Source organism: Myxococcus sp. MH1 (genome assembly GCF_059738865.1).
Genome location: NZ_AP026947.1, coordinates 4,209,240 through 4,225,994, shown reverse-complemented (window position 1 = coordinate 4,225,994; position 16,755 = coordinate 4,209,240). Strand labels below are relative to the sequence as shown.

The following is a 16,755-nucleotide window of genomic DNA, read 5'->3' as shown; positions in this document are numbered from 1 at the left end:
GCGCCCTTTCTAGCTACTCCTTGAGCGCGGAGGTGAACTGCATCAGCGTCTTCTTCGCGTCCCCCAGCACCATCATCGTGTTGGAGCGGACGAAGAGCTCGTTCTCGATGCCGGCGAAGCCCGCGTTGAGCGAGCGCTTGAGCACGACACACGTCTTGGCCAGGTCCGCGGAGAGGATGGGCATGCCGTAGATGGGGCTGCTCTGGTTGCTGCGCGCGGCCGGGTTGACGACGTCGTTGGCGCCCACCACCAGCGCGACGTCCGTGGCGGTGAAGTCGTCGTTGATGACGTCCAGGTCGAACAGGTGGTCGTACGGCACGTTGGCTTCCGCCAGCAGCACGTTCATGTGGCCCGGCATGCGGCCCGCAACCGGGTGGATGGCGTAGCGCACGTCACAGCCGTTGGCCTGGAGGACGTTGGCCAGCTCACGCACCGCGTGCTGCGCCTGCGACACGGCCATGCCGTAGCCCGGCACGACGATGACGGAGCGCGCGGCGCGCAGCACCTCGGCGGCCTCCTCCACGCTGCCCACGTTGGGCGCGGGTCCCGAGGGCTGGGCGCCCTCCGTGACGGCCTTGGCCTCCGGCACCGCGCCGAACGCGCCGAAGAGCACGTTGGAGAACGAGCGGTTCATCGCCTTGGACATCATCATGCCCAAGAGGAAGCCGGAGAAGCCGTCCAGCGCGCCGCAGATGATGAGCACGTTGTTGCCCAGCGCGAAGCCCGTGGCCGCCGCCGCGAGGCCCGCGTACGAGTTGAGCAAGCAGATGACCACCGGCATGTCCGCGCCGCCGATGGGCAGCACCAGCAACACCCCCAGCAGCACGCCCAGCGCGGCCACCAGGTAGAAGGCCCACGCCGAGCCCGGCGAATACACGAGCAGGCCAATCAACCCCAGCGTGCCGACGATCATCAGCAGGTTGGAGAGGTTCTGCCCCGGATAGGTGACGGGCCGGCCGGTGATGAAGCCCTGGAGCTTGCCGAACGCCATCAAGCTCCCGGTGAAGGTCAGCGCGCCGAGCGCCACCTCCAGCCCCGTGGCGGAGATCTGGAGGGTGGTCATCTGGGGGCCGCCGTGCTGGAGATACTCGACGACGCCGACCAGTCCCACCGCGAGCCCGCCGAAGGCATGCGAGAGCGCGATGCGCTCCGGCATCTTCGTCATGGGAATCCACAAGCCCATGCCCGTGCCCACCGCCGAGCCGATGAGCAGCGCCACGACAATCCATTCCCAGCGCACGATGACGTGCGTCACGCCCACGCCATACAGCAGCGTGCCGGCCACCGCGGCCACCATGCCCAGCTCCGCGAGCAGCACGCCCCGCCGGGCCGTCTGCGCGTCGCCCAGGTCCTTCAGGCCGAGCACGAAGAGGATGGAGGCGAGCAGGTACAGCAGCTGGACGAACGTCTCCGTGAGCGAGAGGGCCGCCGTCATCGCGCGCCGCCCTTCTTCTTGAACATGCGCAGCATGCGGTCGGTGATGAGGAAGCCGCCCACCACGTTGATGGTGGCCGCCAGCACCGCCACCGCGCCGAGCACCGTGGACACCGTGCCGTAGTGCCCGCCGGCCGCCAGCAGCGAGCCCACCAGGGAGATGCCGGAGATGGCGTTGGTGAAGGCCATCAGCGGCGTGTGCAGCAGGTGCGGGACCTTGGAGATGACCTGGTAGCCCGTGAAGGCCGCCAGGAAGAAGACATACAGGCCGAAGATCAACGTCAATGACATGTCAGCCCTCCCTCATCGCCACATCCGCCACGGCGGGGTGGACCACCTCGCCGCCGCGGGTGATGAGCATGCCCTTCACGATTTCATCCGAGACATCCAGCTTCAGCACGTTGTCCTTGTCGGTGACGTGCGCGAGCAGCTTCTCCATGTTGCGCGAGTACATGGCGCTGGCATGCACGGAGAGCTGGCTGGGCAGGTTCCGCTCACCGACGATGGTGACGCCGAAGTCCGTGCGGTAGCGCTCCCCCACCCGCGTCAGCTCGCAGTTGCCGCCCTGCTCCGCGGCGATGTCCACCACCACCGAGCCGCTCTTCATCCGCCGCACCATGTCCGCGGGCAGCAGCACCGGCGCGCGCCGTCCGGGAATCTGCGCCGTGGTGATGACCGCGTCCGACTTCGCCACGTGCTGGGCGAGCACCTCCGCCTGCTTGCGCCGGGCCTCCTCGCCCAGCTCCTTCGCGTAGCCGCCCGAGCCCGCCGCGTCCTCGATGTCGATGTTCACGAAGCGCGCGCCCAGGCTCTCCACCTGCTCCTTCACCACCTTGCGCACGTCGTACGCCTCCACCACCGCGCCCAGCCGGCGCGCCGTGGCGATGGCCTGCAAGCCGGCGACGCCCGCCCCCAGCACCAGCACCTTCGCGGGGGGAATGGTGCCCGCGGCGGTCATCAACATGGGGAACAGCCGGGGCAGCGCCTCCGCCGCGAGCACCACCGCGCGGTACCCCGCGATGGTCGCCTGCGAGCTGAGCACATCCATCATCTGCGCCAGCGTCGTGCGCGGCACCATGTCCGCCGCCAGCAGCGTCACCCGCCGCTTCGCCAGCGCCCTGGCCAGCGCCGGGTTCGCCAGCGGATAGGCCAGGCTCACCAGCACCGAGTCCGGCCGCAGCCGCTCCACCTCCGCGTCATCCGGAGGCTGGACCTTCAGCAGCACCTCCGCTTTCGCATACAACGCGTCGGTGCTCGGCTCGATGCGCGCGCCCGCCGCGTGGAGCTCCTCGTCGGAGCACTCCGCGCCCAGGCCCGCGCCGCTCTCGACCACCACTTCGTGCTTCCTGCCGACGAGGCGTTTCACGCTCTCCGCCACGAGCGCGACCCGCCTTTCACCCGGCACCGTTTCACGGGGGATGGCGATGATCATGCGGATCAGCAAAGCCGATCCGCTCCACCCGATTCAATCCCAGCCACGCAGGCTTGTTGGCAATTCCAGTCAAGCTCGGCCGCGTCACGACTGTTGGCAATGCAAGCCATTGCCCCCGCCCTAGTGGATACCCCCGAGCCCCACCCCACCCCGCGTCCACCCGCTCCATCGGAGCGGCCGCGCGCCTCACCGACGGCCCGGGTCTTGCGTGCGGGTGGCCCCACGCGTCCGTCGCGTCGCGTAGACTCCCCCCGAGAACGCCACCATGCCCTTCGACCTCCGGGAAATCCTCCGCCAGACGGAAGCCACGACCAGCGACGGAGCACTTCCGGCCTGGCTGCGCGACAGCTGGAGCGACGCGCCCGGCTTCATCGCCACGCTCGCCGCCCACCACGCCAGCCGGGGTGGGCCCGCGCCCAAGAGCCGTCCGGGCCAGCACCACGACTTCTTCCACGACCTGGTCGTCCGTCACGCGGACTCCACCGCGCCCGCGCTGCGCACCTGGGACGGCGCCCGGTGGCAGCTGCTCGGCTACCGCGAGCTGGCGGACCGGGCCTCGCGCCGCGCCGCCGAGTGGGCCGCCCAGGGCGTCAAGGCGGGCGCCAGGGTCGCGCTGGTGCATCCGCTGGGGCCGGAGCTGCTCGTGTCCCTGCTGGCCTCACTGAAGCTGGGCGCGTGCGTCAGCGTGCTGCCCCCCACTGGCACCCACTTCCTGGCCCGCAGGCTCGCGCGCCTGGAGCCCGCCCACATCTCCGCGGAGGCCCACCAGGCCCCGCTCATCAAGGGCCATGAGGCGCTCCTCCTGCGCTCCAAGGGCGACGTCGCGCCCGGCTTCACGTCCCACACGTACAAGCCCGGCGACACCGTGGCCCTGCTGTTCTCCCCGCTCGTCGACCCGCCGGACACGCCCGTCCCCCTCACGGCCGAGCGGGCGTGGAACGGCGCCCTGGTCGACGGGCTGCTCACCTTCGGCCTGGGCGCCGGGGACGCCTTCGCCGCGCCCGGCTTCCACTTCCTCCAGCACCAGCCCGCGCTCCTCTTCGCCACGCTCTTGCGCGGCGCCACCTATGTCCACCTGGAGCCCGCGGAGGTGGAGCGCGCGCCCGCGCGGCTCACGGAGCTGCCCCTGCGCTCGCTCGGCGTCTCCCCCGCGCTGCGCGAGGCGCTGGTCCGCGCCAACAAGGGGGCCTTGCGCGGCGTGGCCCACTGGTTCCGCTCCGCCGATGACGCGCTCGACTGGGAGTCGTGGCGCGACTGGATGCGCCAGTGCGACGTGGCCAACGTGCCCCACACCCACGTGCTCATCGACGCGGCCGAGGGCGGCGCGGTGCTCGCGTCCCGCCGGCACACCGGCGAGCTCCACACCGCCCTGGCCCCCTCGCCGGGCCGCGCCTGGGCCTTCAAGGACCTCAACCTGAGCGGCCAGGAGGCCGCCGGGGACGTGGGCCTCTTCACGCCGCTGCCCGACAAGGGCCGCCCCCCGCCCTTCGTCCTGCTCACCCGCCAGCGCGAGCAGTACCTGTTCTCCGGCACCCGCGACACGCGCCGCGAGGGCCGCGTCTACCCCTCCGCCGAGGTCATCGAGGCGCTCGCCGACCTGCCCTTCTGCCACGGCGCGTCCGTCACCCCCGCCGCCTCCGCGGGCACCTCCCGTCACGCGCCCCACGTCTTGATCCTCTTCACCGGAGCGGAGGACGCGGAGGGCTTCGCCAAGGAGCAGGACGCGCGCCGCGTCGAGGTCAGACGCAGGCTGGAGCTGCGCCTGGGCGCCGAGCACCTGCCAGACCGCGTCGAGTTCTTCCCCCTGCTCCCCCACCGGACGAAGGAGGGGCGCATCGACGAGGCCTGGTGCCGCGCCCAGTACCTGATCGGCGCCCTCCATCAGAAGTCCACGGATCCGATGTTCCAGGCCCTCACCGCGCTGCGCGGCCGCCTGCGGGAGAGCGTCCGGGCCCCGGGCGAGGACGAGCGTACAGGCTCGCGGTAATCCACGCGTACGCGCCGGACGCGCCCGCGTTCGTCGACAACGCGCACCGCCAACGCGCCGCAGCCCCCGACGGGGGTCCCCAGAGGGAAGCGCCGCTGTCCACTGGCTGGCACGACTCGCGCAATGGGGTGGCTCCGCGTCAGGCGCTCCATCCCGGAGCCCGGGACGCGCGCGAGGTGGACCATGGGTGCCCAGGTCGTCATGGGAGCGATGCTGCAATGCAGCTTCGGCGTCGCCCCCTCGTCGCTGGTGGTGCTGCCCGCCAACAAGGTGGTGGGCCCGACGCCCGCGGCCAACATCCTCGACAGCAAACCCCTGGTGAACATCCTGCCCTTCGGGATGTGCCAGTCGCTGGCCAACCCCACGGTGGCGGCGGCGACGGCGGCGGCCCTGGGCGTGCTCACCCCCATGCCCTGCATCCCCGCCACCGCGGCGCCGTGGGTGCCCGGCTGCCCCAAGCTGCTGCTCGGCAGCGCCCCGGCGCTGGAGAGCAACTCGAAGCTGATGTGCTCGTACGGCGGCGTCATCCAGATCGTCTCCCCCGGACAGGTGAAGGTCATCGATGGCTGACGCGGCCCTCACCCTGGCGCCCTTCGACGGCACCCTCCTCGAGAAGCTCCTCGAGGGCGCTCCTCCCGCGCCCGCGCCGGACGGCGAGCCCGACGCCCGCGTCGAGGCCGTCACGGAGGCGGTCGCCAGCGGCGAATACGCCCAGGCCGCCCGCGGCGCGGAGGCGCTGCTGCGCGAGGGCCAGCGCGACACGCGGCTCGTCGGCATCTACCTCTTCGGCGGGTTCCAGGAGCGCGGCCTCCTGGCGATGCCGGGGATGTTCCACTCCATCCACCACCTGCTCACCGACAGCCTCCCCGCGTTCGGCCCGGAGTCCAAGCGCGACATCTTCCTGGAGAGCGGCCTGCGCTGGCTGTTGCGCTCCATCAACAAGCACCTGGCCCACCACGAGAAGAAGCAGGACGCCACGTGGCGGCGCTGGTGCGAGGCCGACATCCGCGCGCCGCTCGAGGAGGCGCTCGCGCTGGGCGACGCCATCCTCACCGCCATCCCCGCCACGCTGCCCAAGAACGGCTGCGAGGAGCCCTTCCGCAACCTGACGCACTGGCTGCGCCGCCACATGGAGGCCCTGCCCCCGCCCGCGCCCGTCACGCTCGTGCCCCCGCCCGCTCCGGAGCCCGTGGCCGTCGCCGCGCAGCCCGTGGCCGTCGCGCCGCCGGTGGCCCCCACGCAGCCCGCGCCCGTCGCCGTCGCCGCGCAGCCCGTCGTCGCGCCGCCGCCCGGCGTGCCCATCTCTCCGCAGCTCGCGCTGCTCATCCGCAAGCTGGAGGCCTTCACCCTCCTGCTCGAGAAGGGCGAGCTGCCCAAGGCGGGCGTGGTGGCCTCGGACGTCATGGCCACGGTGGAGCGGTTCGACCCGCGCGTGTTCCTGCCGTCGCTCTTCACCCGCTTCTTCGCGGGCCTCAGCAGCCACGCGCACCAGCTGGAACCCTTCCTGCAAGAGGCCGACTCGCTGTCGATGCGAGCGCTCGAGCAGCTCTACCGCGTCGACCTGGACGCGTTCATCGCGCAGCAGCCGCCCGGCGGCGGAGAGGAGGACTGACGTCATGCAGCAGCACCCACCCCAGCCCCCCGTCCGCCTCGCCCCCGTCGAGGAGCGCATCCGCGAGCACGCCGGCGCGTTCGACATGCCGGCCCTGCTGGAGCTGCTCTCGAAAGAGGGCTACGGCCCGGACGACGTGGAGCTCAAGAGCCACCGCGGCACCGTGCACGCGCCCCGGCTCATCCAGTCCGTCGACTTCGCGCGCAACCCGCGCCGCGCCATCATCACCGTCCACCTGGGACTGCTCAGCGTCCAGTCGCCCCTGCCCTCCTTCTTCCTGAAGGCCATGGAGTCGCTGGAGCACGACGCCATGGAGAGCTTCCTGGGCTACTTCGACCACCTGCTGCTCAAGGCGCGCTTCGCCGGCCTGTTCCCCGAGCGCGACGGGGCGCTGCTCCCCGGCTGGGAGTCCGCCGCCGCGCACCGCCTGCGCCTCTTGCGCCCCGGCTGTCCCTCCACGCTGCACTGGCTGTTCTCCCAGGCATATCCGGAGGCGGAGGTCCGCGTGCGCCGCGCCACCCGCCGCCAGCGCATCGACACGCGCGGCATCCGCCTGGGCGGCGCGGCCCTGGGCGACGGCACCGCGATGGGCGGCTTCGCCACCGTGCCCACCGGCGGCCTGGAGGCGTGGCTCCACGTCAACGAGTCCTTCTGCGGCACCGGCGCCGCCTGGGCCGTGGAGGCGCGCCGCCGCCTGCGCTCGCGCGTGCTGCCGCACCTGGTGGACACGCCCGTGTTCCTCACCGTCGCGCTGGTCATCAGGGATCAGCACGGCCACGCGCGCGTCGAGGACACCAGTCACCTCGGCTACGAGCCCATCATCGGCGGCCCCGAGGAGGACCGGCAGGTCGTCCTGTTCTCCGGCGACACCGCCCCCAGAGCTTCACCCCCGCAGTGACGTGCAGCACCCCGGCACGTCGCCGGGCAAGAAAGGCCTTCAAACCGAGGGAGTAACGTAGCCATGTCAATCCAGGATCAGTTGCCCAAGTCACGAATCACGCTCACGTACCGGACCACCATCAACGGCGAGCAGGAGACGGTGAACCTGCCCCTGCGTCTGCTGATGCTGGGTGACTTCTCGCTCGGCTCCTCCGAGGACCGCAAGGTGGACCTCGAGGCGCGCAAGCTGCGCTCCGTCAATGGCAAGAACCTCGACGAGCTGATGAAGGACATGAAGATGTCCGTCAGCTTCCAGGTGCCCAACCGCATCAACCCGGATGTGGAGGCGGACCTGAACGTCGAGCTGCCCATCGACCGGATGAAGTCCTTCCACCCGGACGAGATCGTCAACCACGTGCCGAAGCTCAAGGCGCTGCGGCTGCTCAAGAAGCTCTTGCTGGAGATGCAGTCGAGCATCGACAACCAGAAGGCGCTGCGCAGCATGGTCTACGAGCTGTTCTCCAACAAGGACGCGCTCAAGGCCGTGCTCGCCGAGCTCAAGGACTACGAGTCGCTGCGTCTGCCGGGCAAGCCCGCGCTCTCCTCCGACGCGACGCCCGCCGCCGCCACCCAGCCGGCCACCGTCTCCGAGCCCGCCACCGTGAAGGCGTAAGGGCCCGCTTCCTCAACCCACCCTTTTCCATCTCAAGGTAACCGTCATGGCTGAAACCTCCTATCTGCCTGGGTTGTTCAAGAGCGTGCGGCTGGAGCGTCCCACGGACGCCAAGCCGATGATCTCCGAGAAGTTCGTCCCCACGCTGGACGAGAAGGAAGTCACCATCGAGGCGCGCTTCATGTCCGCGCTCGCCGCCCTGGTGCAGAACGTCACGCCCGCGGAGACCGACTCGGGCGACGCGCTGCGCTTCGACAAGGGCAAGGTGCTCGACGTCGTCAGCCGCATCGACTCGATGATCGACGACCAGATGAACGAGATCCTCCACCACGAGCGCTTCCAGCAGATGGAGTCGGCGTGGCGCGGTCTGGACGACCTGGTCGCCAACACCAACTTCAAGGCGAACATCGCCATCGACCTCCTGGACGCCGCGCGCGACGAGCTGGGTCAGGACTTCGAGAACAACTCCGCGGACGTGTTCGCCGGGGCGCTGTTCGACAAGGTCTACATCCAGGAGTACGACCAGTACGGCGGCCGTCCCTTCGGCGCGATGATTGGCCTGTACGAGTTCTCCTCCTCGCCCGGCGACATCAAGTGGCTGCGCGCGATGGGCAAGGTGGCCAACGCCGCGCACTGCCCCTTCGTCGCCGCCGTGAGCCCCAAGTTCTTCGGCTGCGAGAAGGTCGAGGAGATGGAGGCCATCAAGGACCTGGAGGGCGCGCTCGCCCACCCGCGCTACGGCAAGTGGAACGAGCTGCGCGACAGCGAGGAGGCCGCGTACCTGGGCCTGACCTTCCCGCGCTACGTGCTGCGCCTGCCCTGGCACCCGGACAAGAACCCCTGCGACGACCTGCACTTCACGGAGAACGCGCAGGGTGACTCCAGCAAGTACCTGTGGGGCAACTCGTCCGTGCTCTTCGCCCGAAACATGGTGAAGGCGTTCGAGAACTCCGGCTGGTGCCAGTCCATCCGCGGCCCCAAGGGCGGCGGCCTCATCACCGGCCTGCCCGTGGACACGTTCTTCCTGCGCGGCCAGGAGGAGCTCAAGGCCCCGGTGGAGATCGCCATCCCGGACTACCGCGAGTTCGAGTTCGCGCGGTGCGGCTTCATGCCGCTGGTGTACCGCAAGGGCACCAGCGAGGCGACGTTCTTCAGCACCCAGTCCGCCAAGGTCTCCAAGCGGTTCAAGGACCCGAAGGACTCGGAGAACTCGCAGCTCGTCACGAACATGGCGTACACGTTCTCCATCACCCGCCTGGCGCACTACGTGAAGTGCATCATGCGCGACAACATCGGCTCCACGGCGGATGCGCCCTACATCCAGCGGCAGATCGACGCGTGGCTCGCCGGCTACGTCACCACGGTGGCCAGCCCCGACGACCTGACGGTGCGCCGCTTCCCGTTCAAGGCCACCAACGTGATGGTGGAGCAGCGCACCGGAGAGATCGGCTGGTACGACTGCAAGGTCGCCGTGCTGCCGCACATCCAGTTCGAGGGCCTCAACGTGGAGCTCATGCTGGAGTCCCGGCTCGGCTGAAGTCCCCCCGCTGCAAACCCACCAAGCAGTCCCACCCAAATGCAGGAGTGAGTCATGCCTCAGTTCGCCCGAGACCTGGATGTGTACCAGGGCTACAACTTCAAGAAGGACAAGCAGTCCCCCGTCGGCTACATCCTGTCCATCTCCATCGGCGGTGAAGCGCTGGTGGCGGACCAGGAGACGCTGAAGGACCCGGAGCAGCCGGACAAGGCCCTGGCCTCCAAGGCCGTGGCGGTGCTCAACAACTACCTGTGGGAGACGGGCGTCACCGACGCGCTGTACTTCTCCGGGCAGATCTCCACCGCCAACAAGCAGAAGATCTCCGAGATGCTGCTGGGCAGCTTCTCCAACATCGAAGTGGTCGTGAAGTACGTCATCTACGAGTACGACCCGCTCGCGAAGAAGTACTTCAAGTCCAACTTCGTGGACGCGGACCTCAACGGCCTGCTCGAGAAGAACGGCGACGCGCTGAACATCGCCGTGGCGGAGAACGAGTCGCGTGAGGTGCAGTCGCCCAAGAACTTCACGTTCCAGATCGGCGTGAAGCCCAAGACGCTGGAGCAGTCCATCAACGTCGCGGCGGCGTCCTCGAAGAACATCGTGAAGAAGTGGGGCGTCACGGAGACGGCCTAGTCGTCCTGCGGTAAGAAAGTCCCATGCCCCCCTTCAAGCTCGCCCGGGTCCGGTGGCACGTCGGTCAGACGCTGCTGCCGGAGCACTTCGAGGCCCAGGAAGAATCACTGGAGGCCCAGGTCCGCCTCCAGGCTTCGCTGTCCGGTACGCCGAGTCATGGCGTGGCGGCCATGGCCTGGAGCGAGCCACTGCTGGCGGGTGGAAGCCTGTCCATTGCCACGTTGACGGCGGTGACCCCCGCCGGCTTCGTGGTGGATGTGCCGGGCAACGCGGTGCTGCCGCCCTTCTCGCTCGAGGGGACCGGCCGCGCCGAGGCCACCGTCTACCTGCACGTGCTGGGGGGCAGCCAGGGCGCGGCGGGGGTGCGGCTGTACGCGGAGGACCCGCCGGTGGTGGAGCGGGTCATGCGTCGGCTGCGCCTGTCCGCGGAGCCCGTGCTGGACGGAGCCATCGACACGCTGCCGCTGGCCGTGTTCCGGCGGGACACCGAGGGCGTGTGGGGACTGACGGAGGACCTGGTGCCTCCGCTGCTGCTCGTCGGTCCCCACCCGTTCCTCTCGGCCCTGCTCGTCAGGCTGGATGACCTGCTGGAGCAGGCGCGGCTGCAGCTCATCGCGCGCCTGTCCGACAGCTACCTGCGCTCGGACCGGCTCACCAACGCCCGCCGCGCGCTGTGCGAGGTGCAGCGGCTGCAAGCGCTTCGCGGCGACATGGGTCGCCACATCTCCCCCCACCCGTACGTCTTCTTCGACGCGCTCAGGGACTTGTACTTCGAGTCCTGCTGCTACCTGGAGATGATGCCGGACGCGGACCTGCCCACGTACCAGCACGACAGCCCGGGCAAGGGCCTCATCCGCTGGGTGGAGCTGCTCACGCGCGCGCTCCAGCCGGAGTCCACGCGCGCCACCCATCGCTCGTTCACCGCGCGCGACGGGCAGTTCATCTTCTCGCCGCTGCCGCCCGAGGTGCTGGAGAGCGGCGAGCTGTACATGCTGGTGCAGCGCAAGCGGGCCGGAGAGCCTTTGGTCGTGGACGGCGTGAAGCTGGCGGGGCCCTCGCGCCTGGCCACGGTGCGGCGCATGGCCCTCAAGGGCATCCCGTTCCACCACGTCCCGCACCCCTCGTTCCCGCATGCGCTGGGACCCGAGATAGACTGGTACCAGCTCGTGCAGGGCGAGGAGTGGCAGTTCGCGCTGCGCGAGAATGGCCTGGCCTTCTACGCCACCCCGGCGTTGCAGGGAGCCCAGGTGTCCCTCTTCTGGCGCAGGGCGTGACATGGGCCGAGCCTCCTTCCTCGACAAGTTCGCCACCCGCGCCGACTCCGCTCGCGCGTCCGGCAAGAAGGGCCACAGCGAGCTGGAGCACGTGGTGCGCAACCTGGAGGCCGTGCTCAACACCAAGGAGGGCTACGGCTTCTTCCGCCGCGACTTCGGCCTGGGCGAGTACACGGAGAAGTACGGCACGCGGGAGCTGGTGGAGACGCTCACCCGCGAGCTGACCGAGGAGATTTCGCGCCACGAGCCGCGCCTGTCGGACGTGGAGTTGACGATGCGCGGGCGCGACGCGGGGCTGTGGCTGCACTTCGGCCTCGTCGGCACGGTGGGCCAGGAGCGCCGCAAGCTGCGCCTGCGCTTCGACACCCTCAGCGGCAACGTCCGCGTGGAGGAGGAGCCATGAAGGCCGACAGCTTCGCGGACCGGCTCAAGGTCGCCGTCACGCTCACCGCCGGCGGCACCGCGCACGTCATCCCTCCAGGGGACGTGAAGTCCTTCGCGCTGACCTTGCGCTCGTTCGGCTTCGAGGGCCGCGTGGCCTTCGACCTCGCGGACAACACGTCCGCGGGCGGCCTGGAGAAGGACCCGCTGAAGGCGGCGTTCCTGGAGCAGGACCTGATGGAGGTCCAGCTGGAGCTGACGGCGGTGCACACGGACGCCGCGCCCCAGCCCGCGCTCACGTCGCTGAAGGTGAAGGGCCTGGTGTCGGAGCGCTCGCTGGTGGAGGTGCCCGGCGTGCCCCGTCCCGGCGCCCCGCTGCTGCACCGGCGCTACGAGGTGACGTTCCAGGACGCGGCGGCGCTGCTGTGGAGCCAGCACTTCCCCTGCGTGCTCTACACGCAGAAGACGATGAAGGACGTGCTGGACGCGCACAAGGGCACGCACATCCCGCTCGTCTACGACTGGAGCGCGGGGCTGGACGCCACCTGCCCGCAGCTGTTCCTGGGCCTGACGCCCGAGCACGGCGCCAGCTTCTACGACTTCCTCCTCTGGTACGTGGACACGCGCGACGGCGTGCTCGCGTACGACTACACGGCGGCGAAGTACAAGCTGTCCGCCGCGAAGGCCGCGGAGGGCACGCCCGTGAAGCTGTGGGGCCCGGACGTGGACCAGGTCACCGTGCGCTTCCCGGAGGTCCCCCGCCACGAGGTGACGGTGCTCAACGCGGTGGCCGAGGGCCCCGCCACCCGGCCCATCAACCAGCAGAGCGCCGTCACCGGCATCCGGCACGACGTGCTGCTGCGCACGCCCATCACCAACGAGGTGGACGCGCGGGTGACGCTGGAGACCGCCCGCCTCAAGGTCCGGGGCAAGGAGGTGGAGCTCGGCTGGAAGCGCTTCCCCGCCACCGCCCTGGTGCCCGGCTCGCTCGTCAAGCTGCCCACCACGGAGGCGTGGGCCGCGGCGGGGCTGGCCGGCGGCGAGACGTTCCGGGTGCGCACCCTGGCGTTGCGAGGGGACGCGCTCGCGTCCACCCCGGACGCGGAGCACCTGTCGAAGAACGGGGGCTTCGAGTTCCAGATGGCCACGCTCCTGGAGCCCCAGGCGGAGAAGTGGGTGGACCTGCCGCCCTACCTGCCGCCCACCTGGCCCCGGTACGTGGAGGGCCTCATCGTCAGCGAGATGGGGGACGAGCCCCACGAGACGTGGCAGGCCTACACCGACTCCAAGACGTCGCAGGACGGGTACAAGGTGAAGATTCCCCTCTGGGCGAATCAAATCGTCACCCTGCCCTTCAACCCGAACCTGCTGCCCGGCCACTTCTACTTCCCGGCCTACAAGGGGGAGCGCGTGCTGGTGGGGCTGGACTTCCAGAAGGCCTGGCTCAAGCGCTTCCTGGACTGGCGCGACACGGCGCGCATGCCGGCCGACGGCCAGGGGACGCATCTCTTGGTGGGCAAGACGCCGGAGAACGGCACGTCCATGAAGCACTCCTACGTGGACGGCAAGCCGGTCTTCCTCTTGCAGAGGACGAACGCCAAGGACACGGCCCGCATCGAAATCAAGGAGGGGACGCTGGTCATCCGCGTGAAGGAAGAGCCCGCTTAAGGCGGCTGGAGGCGTGAAGGAGCCATGGGAACGCTGGTCTGCACCATCGAGCTGGACAAAGTGAAGGGCATCACCGTCACGGTGGACAATGCCGACGCGAACATCGTCCAGACCGTGACGATGGACGGCACCGCCATCACCCTGAAGGTCGCCGGGCAGAGCGACACCAGCACCGTCGTGCAGAAGGCCGACAGCATCGTCGTCACCGTCAAGGACTTCAAGGTCGACGCCCAGACGATAACGCTCCTGTCCAAGGGCACCTCGGAGTGGACGAGCCAGGACACGCTGAAGGTGACGAGCACGAAGGACATGAGCCTCACCACCCAGGCGAAGCTCACCCAGACGGCCACCCAGGACGCGAGCATCAGCTCCTCGGCGAAGGTCAACGTGGAGGCCACCCAGGCGCTGGCGCTCAAGGGCCTGACGGCTTCCATGGAGGCCACCGGCGGCGAGGCCAAGATTGAAGGCCTGACGCTGAAGGCCGCGGGCAAGACGGACACGCAGGTGACGGGGCTCAATGTCAAGGTGGCGGGGCAAGCCGCGCTGGACCTGGAAGCCCAGGGAATGGCCAACCTCAAGGCATCCGGTATCACCAGCGTCTCGGGCGCGCTCGTGAAGTTGGGGTAAGGAGTCATTCAAGATGACCCGCCCGAAGGACCGGCTGCACCAGGACTTCCTCGAGGAGATGGCCTCCCTCGAGCGCTTCCGCCAACGCTTCCACGAGCGCTACCCCGCCGCCCCCCTGGAGCGGGAGGACCCGGACGTGCGCCGCCTCATCGAGGCGATGGCGTTCTTCTCCGTGCAGACGCGCCACGCGACGCTGCACAACCTGCGCTCCACGTGGCGCCGGCTGTTCGCCGGCTTCTTCGACTTCCTCCTGGAGCCCCTGCCCACGCGCGCGGTGGTGCAGGCGCAGCCCATGGGGAAGATGGGCGAGGCGGTGCTCCTGCCGCGCGGCACCGAGCTGCGGCTGTCGCCGGCCGAGGGTGAGCCCGGCACCTTCCGCCTCCAGCGCGACCTGCGCGTGCTGCCCATCACCCTGGAGTCCACCGAGGTGCGCCCGCTGGTGCGGGGTGGCCACCGGCTGATGCTCCACTTCGAGTCCCGGCACGAGCGCGCGGACGCCATCGGCACGATGAGCCTGCACGTGCGCCACCTGGACGAGTACCTGCCGTCCCTGGCGGTGTTCCACGCGCTGCGCCAGCACCTGCGCGAGGTCAGCGTGGTGTACGGGCCACCCGCGGACGAGCACGTCACGGGCGAGCGGTGCGAGGTGTCGTTCGACCGGGAGCCGCCGGCGCCGGACGACTCGGAGACCTTCACCCACCCGCTGCAGCGGCTGCGCTCGTTCTTCCTCTTCCCGGAGACGGAGCTCTTCCTCCACGTCGCGGTGCCGCCGTCGCGCGGCGGGTGGCGGCGCTTCAGCCTGTGCTTCGACCTGGCGCAGGCGTGGACGGTGGGGCGCTCCCACCGGCCCGACTTCCTGGTGCCCTTCGCGGTGCCGGTGGAGAACCTGCGCGCGGAGCCCGCACAGGTCATCACCACGGACGGCACCCGCTCCGAGCACCCCATCCGCAACATGAGCGCGGGGCGGGAGCTGGCGCTGCACTCGGTGACGGGCGTGTTCGAGATGACCAAGACGGGGCTCGCCCCGCTCAGGCCCGCGCACCTGCCCGGCAGCGGCCCCGGCTACGAGGTGGAGGAGGTGCCGTCGGAGAACGGCCCCTCCCCGCACCTGGTGCTGCGCATGCCGGAGGCCTTCACCACGCCGCGCAAGCTGGTGGTGGAGGCGCTGTGGCACCAGCCGCGCTTCGCCTCGGAGGCGTCGGGGCGGATGACGGTGAGCGTGCCGGCGCGCCACATCGAGGGCCTGGAGTGGCGGCTGGTCGGCCAGCTCCAGCCGGACCGGGAGAGCCCCCTGAGGGATGACCTGACGGCGCTCACCCAGCTGCTCGCCTGGAAGGCCCAGGCCACGCTGGGACTGGACGAGCTGCGCTCGGTGCTCCAGCACCTGGGCACCCCCTCCGAGGGCCCCTTCCGCCGGTGTCTGCCGCTGTTGCGGGAGATGAGCGTGTCGCGGGTGCCCGACAGCGCCATGAAGGGCTCCGGGCTGAGGAACGTGTACGAGGTGGTGCTGGAGCCCTTCGAGGAGGGCTTCGAGCCGCTGGTGGTGACGTTCCTGACGCGGGTCCGAGATTTGCTGGATGCGTGGAACCACGAGGCGACGGTGGAGCTGAAGGCGACCATCGCCGGCCAAGGTCCCCTCGCCATCCCTGGAGCCTCCTGATGAAGATGACGCACTGGAAAGCCATCCTCCTGGCCTACCGCCACGTGGAGGAGCTGCTCGAGCGGGAGCTGGGCACGGTGAATCTGGACCCCGCCCTGCGCGAGCACCTGTCCGAGGGCGCCCTGGACGCGATGTCCCGCACGCTGATGGCCGAGGTGGACGCCCTGCGCGCGGCGCTGGAGACCGACCTGCGCCACGACGACGTGGAGAAGGTGCTCCAGCCCTTCGCCTTCCTGGTGGACGAGAAGGTGCTCGCCCGCCTGTCGAACGAGGACGCGCAGCACTGGCCGCTCTTGCAGCTGCGTGCGTTCGGCGTGGACGCGGGCGGCGACCTGTTCTTCGAGCTGGCGGACACCGCGCTGAGGCGCCCGGACACGGCGCCGCTGCTCTTCGAGATGCTGCACTTCTGCCTCACCGCGGGCTTCATCGGCCGGCACGTGGGCCACCCGGCGCGGCTGCGCGACTACCGCGAGCAGCTGGCGGCCCGCATCCCCCGGCCGGAGACGCAGGTGGGCGAGGCGCACACGGAGGCCGCGCCCCCGCCTCCCACCCTGTACGACTTCCCCTGGCGCTACTACGCCGTGACGGTGTCCATCATCATCGCGGTGCCGGTGCTGCTCTGGCACCTGTCCAACTGAGGCCCGCGTGACGACTCCCCCCGGCGTCCGGAAGGACGCGAGTGCGTCCCGTCAGAACGTGGCCGAGCTGGTGGAGCGGCTCCAGAAGGCCCTGACCTCGTCGCTGGGGAGCCTGGCCGAGGGGACGGTGCCCCTCGTGGACGTGCTCCGCGAGGGGGCGAAGGCCCTGGAACCCGGCCCCGGAGGCAAGCGGTTGTCACCCAAGGAGCGGGAGGCATGGGGTGTGCAACTGGAGGCCACACTGGAGCGACTGGAGGACGTGATGGAAGGCCTCCAGCTCGCGGTCCGCGCGCAAGCGGGCGGGAAGAGGGACTAGAGCC

General features: G+C 70.0%; 17 protein-coding genes. 14 read left to right on the top strand and 3 right to left on the bottom strand.

Translation table 11 applies throughout. The annotated features are described in order from the left end of the window. Positions 1-13: 13 nt before the first annotated feature. From AC6JA9_RS16950 to AC6JA9_RS16940, 3 genes are read right to left on the bottom strand one after another with little or no spacing between them, the layout of a single operon-like run. Positions 14-1,435 carry an NAD(P)(+) transhydrogenase (Re/Si-specific) subunit beta gene (locus AC6JA9_RS16950; protein ID WP_223746859.1) on the bottom strand — a complete coding sequence of 474 codons (1,422 nt, stop codon included), beginning with the start codon at positions 1,433-1,435 and terminating at the stop codon, positions 14-16. After that, positions 1,432-1,725, bottom strand: coding sequence for an NAD(P) transhydrogenase subunit alpha part 2 (locus tag AC6JA9_RS16945; protein WP_046713014.1), 294 nt, complete (start codon positions 1,723-1,725; stop codon positions 1,432-1,434). Before AC6JA9_RS16945 ends, AC6JA9_RS16950 begins: the two co-directional genes overlap by 4 nt. A 1-nt stretch (position 1,726) precedes the next feature. After that, positions 1,727-2,866 carry a Re/Si-specific NAD(P)(+) transhydrogenase subunit alpha gene (locus AC6JA9_RS16940; RefSeq protein WP_483579413.1) on the bottom strand — a complete coding sequence of 380 codons (1,140 nt, stop codon included), beginning with the start codon at positions 2,864-2,866 and terminating at the stop codon, positions 1,727-1,729. A 265-nt stretch (positions 2,867-3,131) separates the two neighbouring features. Here AC6JA9_RS16940 and AC6JA9_RS16935 point away from each other — a divergent pair, with 265 nt between their 5' ends. The 14 genes from AC6JA9_RS16935 to AC6JA9_RS16870 all read left to right on the top strand — a co-directional run bounded on the left by AC6JA9_RS16935 (position 3,132) and on the right by AC6JA9_RS16870 (position 16,751). After that, complete coding sequence (locus AC6JA9_RS16935) at positions 3,132-4,853, top strand: AMP-binding protein (RefSeq protein ID WP_305070645.1); 1,722 nt, start codon at positions 3,132-3,134, stop codon at positions 4,851-4,853. A gap of 183 nt (positions 4,854-5,036) precedes the next feature. Beyond that, a complete protein-coding gene (locus AC6JA9_RS16930; protein WP_223746858.1) occupies positions 5,037-5,423 on the top strand; it encodes a DUF4280 domain-containing protein in 387 nt (128 codons plus the stop codon). Next, on the top strand, positions 5,416-6,465 hold the full coding sequence (locus AC6JA9_RS16925; protein WP_223746857.1) for a type VI secretion system protein IglI family protein: 1,050 nt from the start codon (positions 5,416-5,418) through the stop codon (positions 6,463-6,465). Before AC6JA9_RS16930 ends, AC6JA9_RS16925 begins: the two co-directional genes overlap by 8 nt. A gap of 4 nt (positions 6,466-6,469) precedes the next feature. Continuing rightward, positions 6,470-7,363, top strand: a complete 894-nt coding sequence (locus AC6JA9_RS16920) for a type VI secretion system baseplate subunit TssG (protein WP_223782948.1) — start codon at positions 6,470-6,472, stop codon at positions 7,361-7,363. Between the two features lie 63 nt (positions 7,364-7,426). After that, positions 7,427-8,017 (top strand): type VI secretion system contractile sheath small subunit, encoded by a 591-nt coding sequence (gene tssB / locus AC6JA9_RS16915; protein ID WP_141325432.1) that lies wholly within the window; start codon positions 7,427-7,429, stop codon positions 8,015-8,017. Positions 8,018-8,063: 46 nt separating this feature from the next. Beyond that, positions 8,064-9,554 (top strand): type VI secretion system contractile sheath large subunit, encoded by a 1,491-nt coding sequence (tssC, locus tag AC6JA9_RS16910; RefSeq protein WP_141325434.1) that lies wholly within the window; start codon positions 8,064-8,066, stop codon positions 9,552-9,554. Between the two features lie 54 nt (positions 9,555-9,608). Further along, positions 9,609-10,187: a hypothetical protein gene (locus AC6JA9_RS16905; RefSeq protein WP_248541569.1), complete on the top strand. Its 579-nt coding sequence runs from the start codon at positions 9,609-9,611 to the stop codon at positions 10,185-10,187. A gap of 23 nt (positions 10,188-10,210) precedes the next feature. Beyond that, positions 10,211-11,461, top strand: coding sequence for a type VI secretion system baseplate subunit TssK (gene tssK, locus AC6JA9_RS16900; protein WP_497960126.1), 1,251 nt, complete (start codon positions 10,211-10,213; stop codon positions 11,459-11,461). Between the two features lies 1 nt (position 11,462). Further along, positions 11,463-11,864 (top strand): type VI secretion system baseplate subunit TssE, encoded by a 402-nt coding sequence (gene tssE, locus AC6JA9_RS16895; RefSeq protein WP_141325439.1) that lies wholly within the window; start codon positions 11,463-11,465, stop codon positions 11,862-11,864. Continuing rightward, entirely contained in the window at positions 11,861-13,510 is a 1,650-nt protein-coding gene (locus AC6JA9_RS16890) for a hypothetical protein (protein WP_497960124.1), read from the top strand. The genes tssE and AC6JA9_RS16890 overlap by 4 nt, the downstream gene beginning before the upstream one ends. 24 nt (positions 13,511-13,534) lie before the next feature. Beyond that, entirely contained in the window at positions 13,535-14,137 is a 603-nt protein-coding gene (locus tag AC6JA9_RS16885; protein WP_223746851.1) for a hypothetical protein, read from the top strand. A gap of 13 nt (positions 14,138-14,150) precedes the next feature. After that, positions 14,151-15,797, top strand: coding sequence for a type VI secretion system baseplate subunit TssF (locus tag AC6JA9_RS16880; protein WP_223746850.1), 1,647 nt, complete (start codon positions 14,151-14,153; stop codon positions 15,795-15,797). Further along, positions 15,797-16,435, top strand: a complete 639-nt coding sequence (locus AC6JA9_RS16875; protein WP_497960122.1) for a DotU family type IV/VI secretion system protein — start codon at positions 15,797-15,799, stop codon at positions 16,433-16,435. The genes AC6JA9_RS16880 and AC6JA9_RS16875 overlap by 1 nt, the downstream gene beginning before the upstream one ends. Positions 16,436-16,442: 7 nt before the next feature. Continuing rightward, the gene (locus tag AC6JA9_RS16870; protein ID WP_223746848.1) at positions 16,443-16,751 is read left to right on the top strand and encodes a hypothetical protein; all 309 of its coding nucleotides are present in this window, start codon (positions 16,443-16,445) and stop codon (positions 16,749-16,751) included. Positions 16,752-16,755: the final 4 nt, after the last annotated feature.

Coding starts and splice junctions, on each gene's coding strand:
- AC6JA9_RS16950 (WP_223746859.1), bottom strand. CDS start 1,435: ATGACGGCGGCCCTCTCGCTCACGGAGACGTTCGTCCAGCTGCTGTAC.
- AC6JA9_RS16945 (WP_046713014.1), bottom strand. CDS start 1,725: ATGTCATTGACGTTGATCTTCGGCCTGTATGTCTTCTTCCTGGCGGCC.
- AC6JA9_RS16940 (WP_483579413.1), bottom strand. CDS start 2,866: ATGATCATCGCCATCCCCCGTGAAACGGTGCCGGGTGAAAGGCGGGTC.
- AC6JA9_RS16935 (WP_305070645.1), top strand. CDS start 3,132: ATGCCCTTCGACCTCCGGGAAATCCTCCGCCAGACGGAAGCCACGACC.
- AC6JA9_RS16930 (WP_223746858.1), top strand. CDS start 5,037: ATGGGTGCCCAGGTCGTCATGGGAGCGATGCTGCAATGCAGCTTCGGC.
- AC6JA9_RS16925 (WP_223746857.1), top strand. CDS start 5,416: ATGGCTGACGCGGCCCTCACCCTGGCGCCCTTCGACGGCACCCTCCTC.
- AC6JA9_RS16920 (WP_223782948.1), top strand. CDS start 6,470: ATGCAGCAGCACCCACCCCAGCCCCCCGTCCGCCTCGCCCCCGTCGAG.
- tssB (WP_141325432.1), top strand. CDS start 7,427: ATGTCAATCCAGGATCAGTTGCCCAAGTCACGAATCACGCTCACGTAC.
- tssC (WP_141325434.1), top strand. CDS start 8,064: ATGGCTGAAACCTCCTATCTGCCTGGGTTGTTCAAGAGCGTGCGGCTG.
- AC6JA9_RS16905 (WP_248541569.1), top strand. CDS start 9,609: ATGCCTCAGTTCGCCCGAGACCTGGATGTGTACCAGGGCTACAACTTC.
- tssK (WP_497960126.1), top strand. CDS start 10,211: ATGCCCCCCTTCAAGCTCGCCCGGGTCCGGTGGCACGTCGGTCAGACG.
- tssE (WP_141325439.1), top strand. CDS start 11,463: ATGGGCCGAGCCTCCTTCCTCGACAAGTTCGCCACCCGCGCCGACTCC.
- AC6JA9_RS16890 (WP_497960124.1), top strand. CDS start 11,861: ATGAAGGCCGACAGCTTCGCGGACCGGCTCAAGGTCGCCGTCACGCTC.
- AC6JA9_RS16885 (WP_223746851.1), top strand. CDS start 13,535: ATGGGAACGCTGGTCTGCACCATCGAGCTGGACAAAGTGAAGGGCATC.
- AC6JA9_RS16880 (WP_223746850.1), top strand. CDS start 14,151: ATGACCCGCCCGAAGGACCGGCTGCACCAGGACTTCCTCGAGGAGATG.
- AC6JA9_RS16875 (WP_497960122.1), top strand. CDS start 15,797: ATGAAGATGACGCACTGGAAAGCCATCCTCCTGGCCTACCGCCACGTG.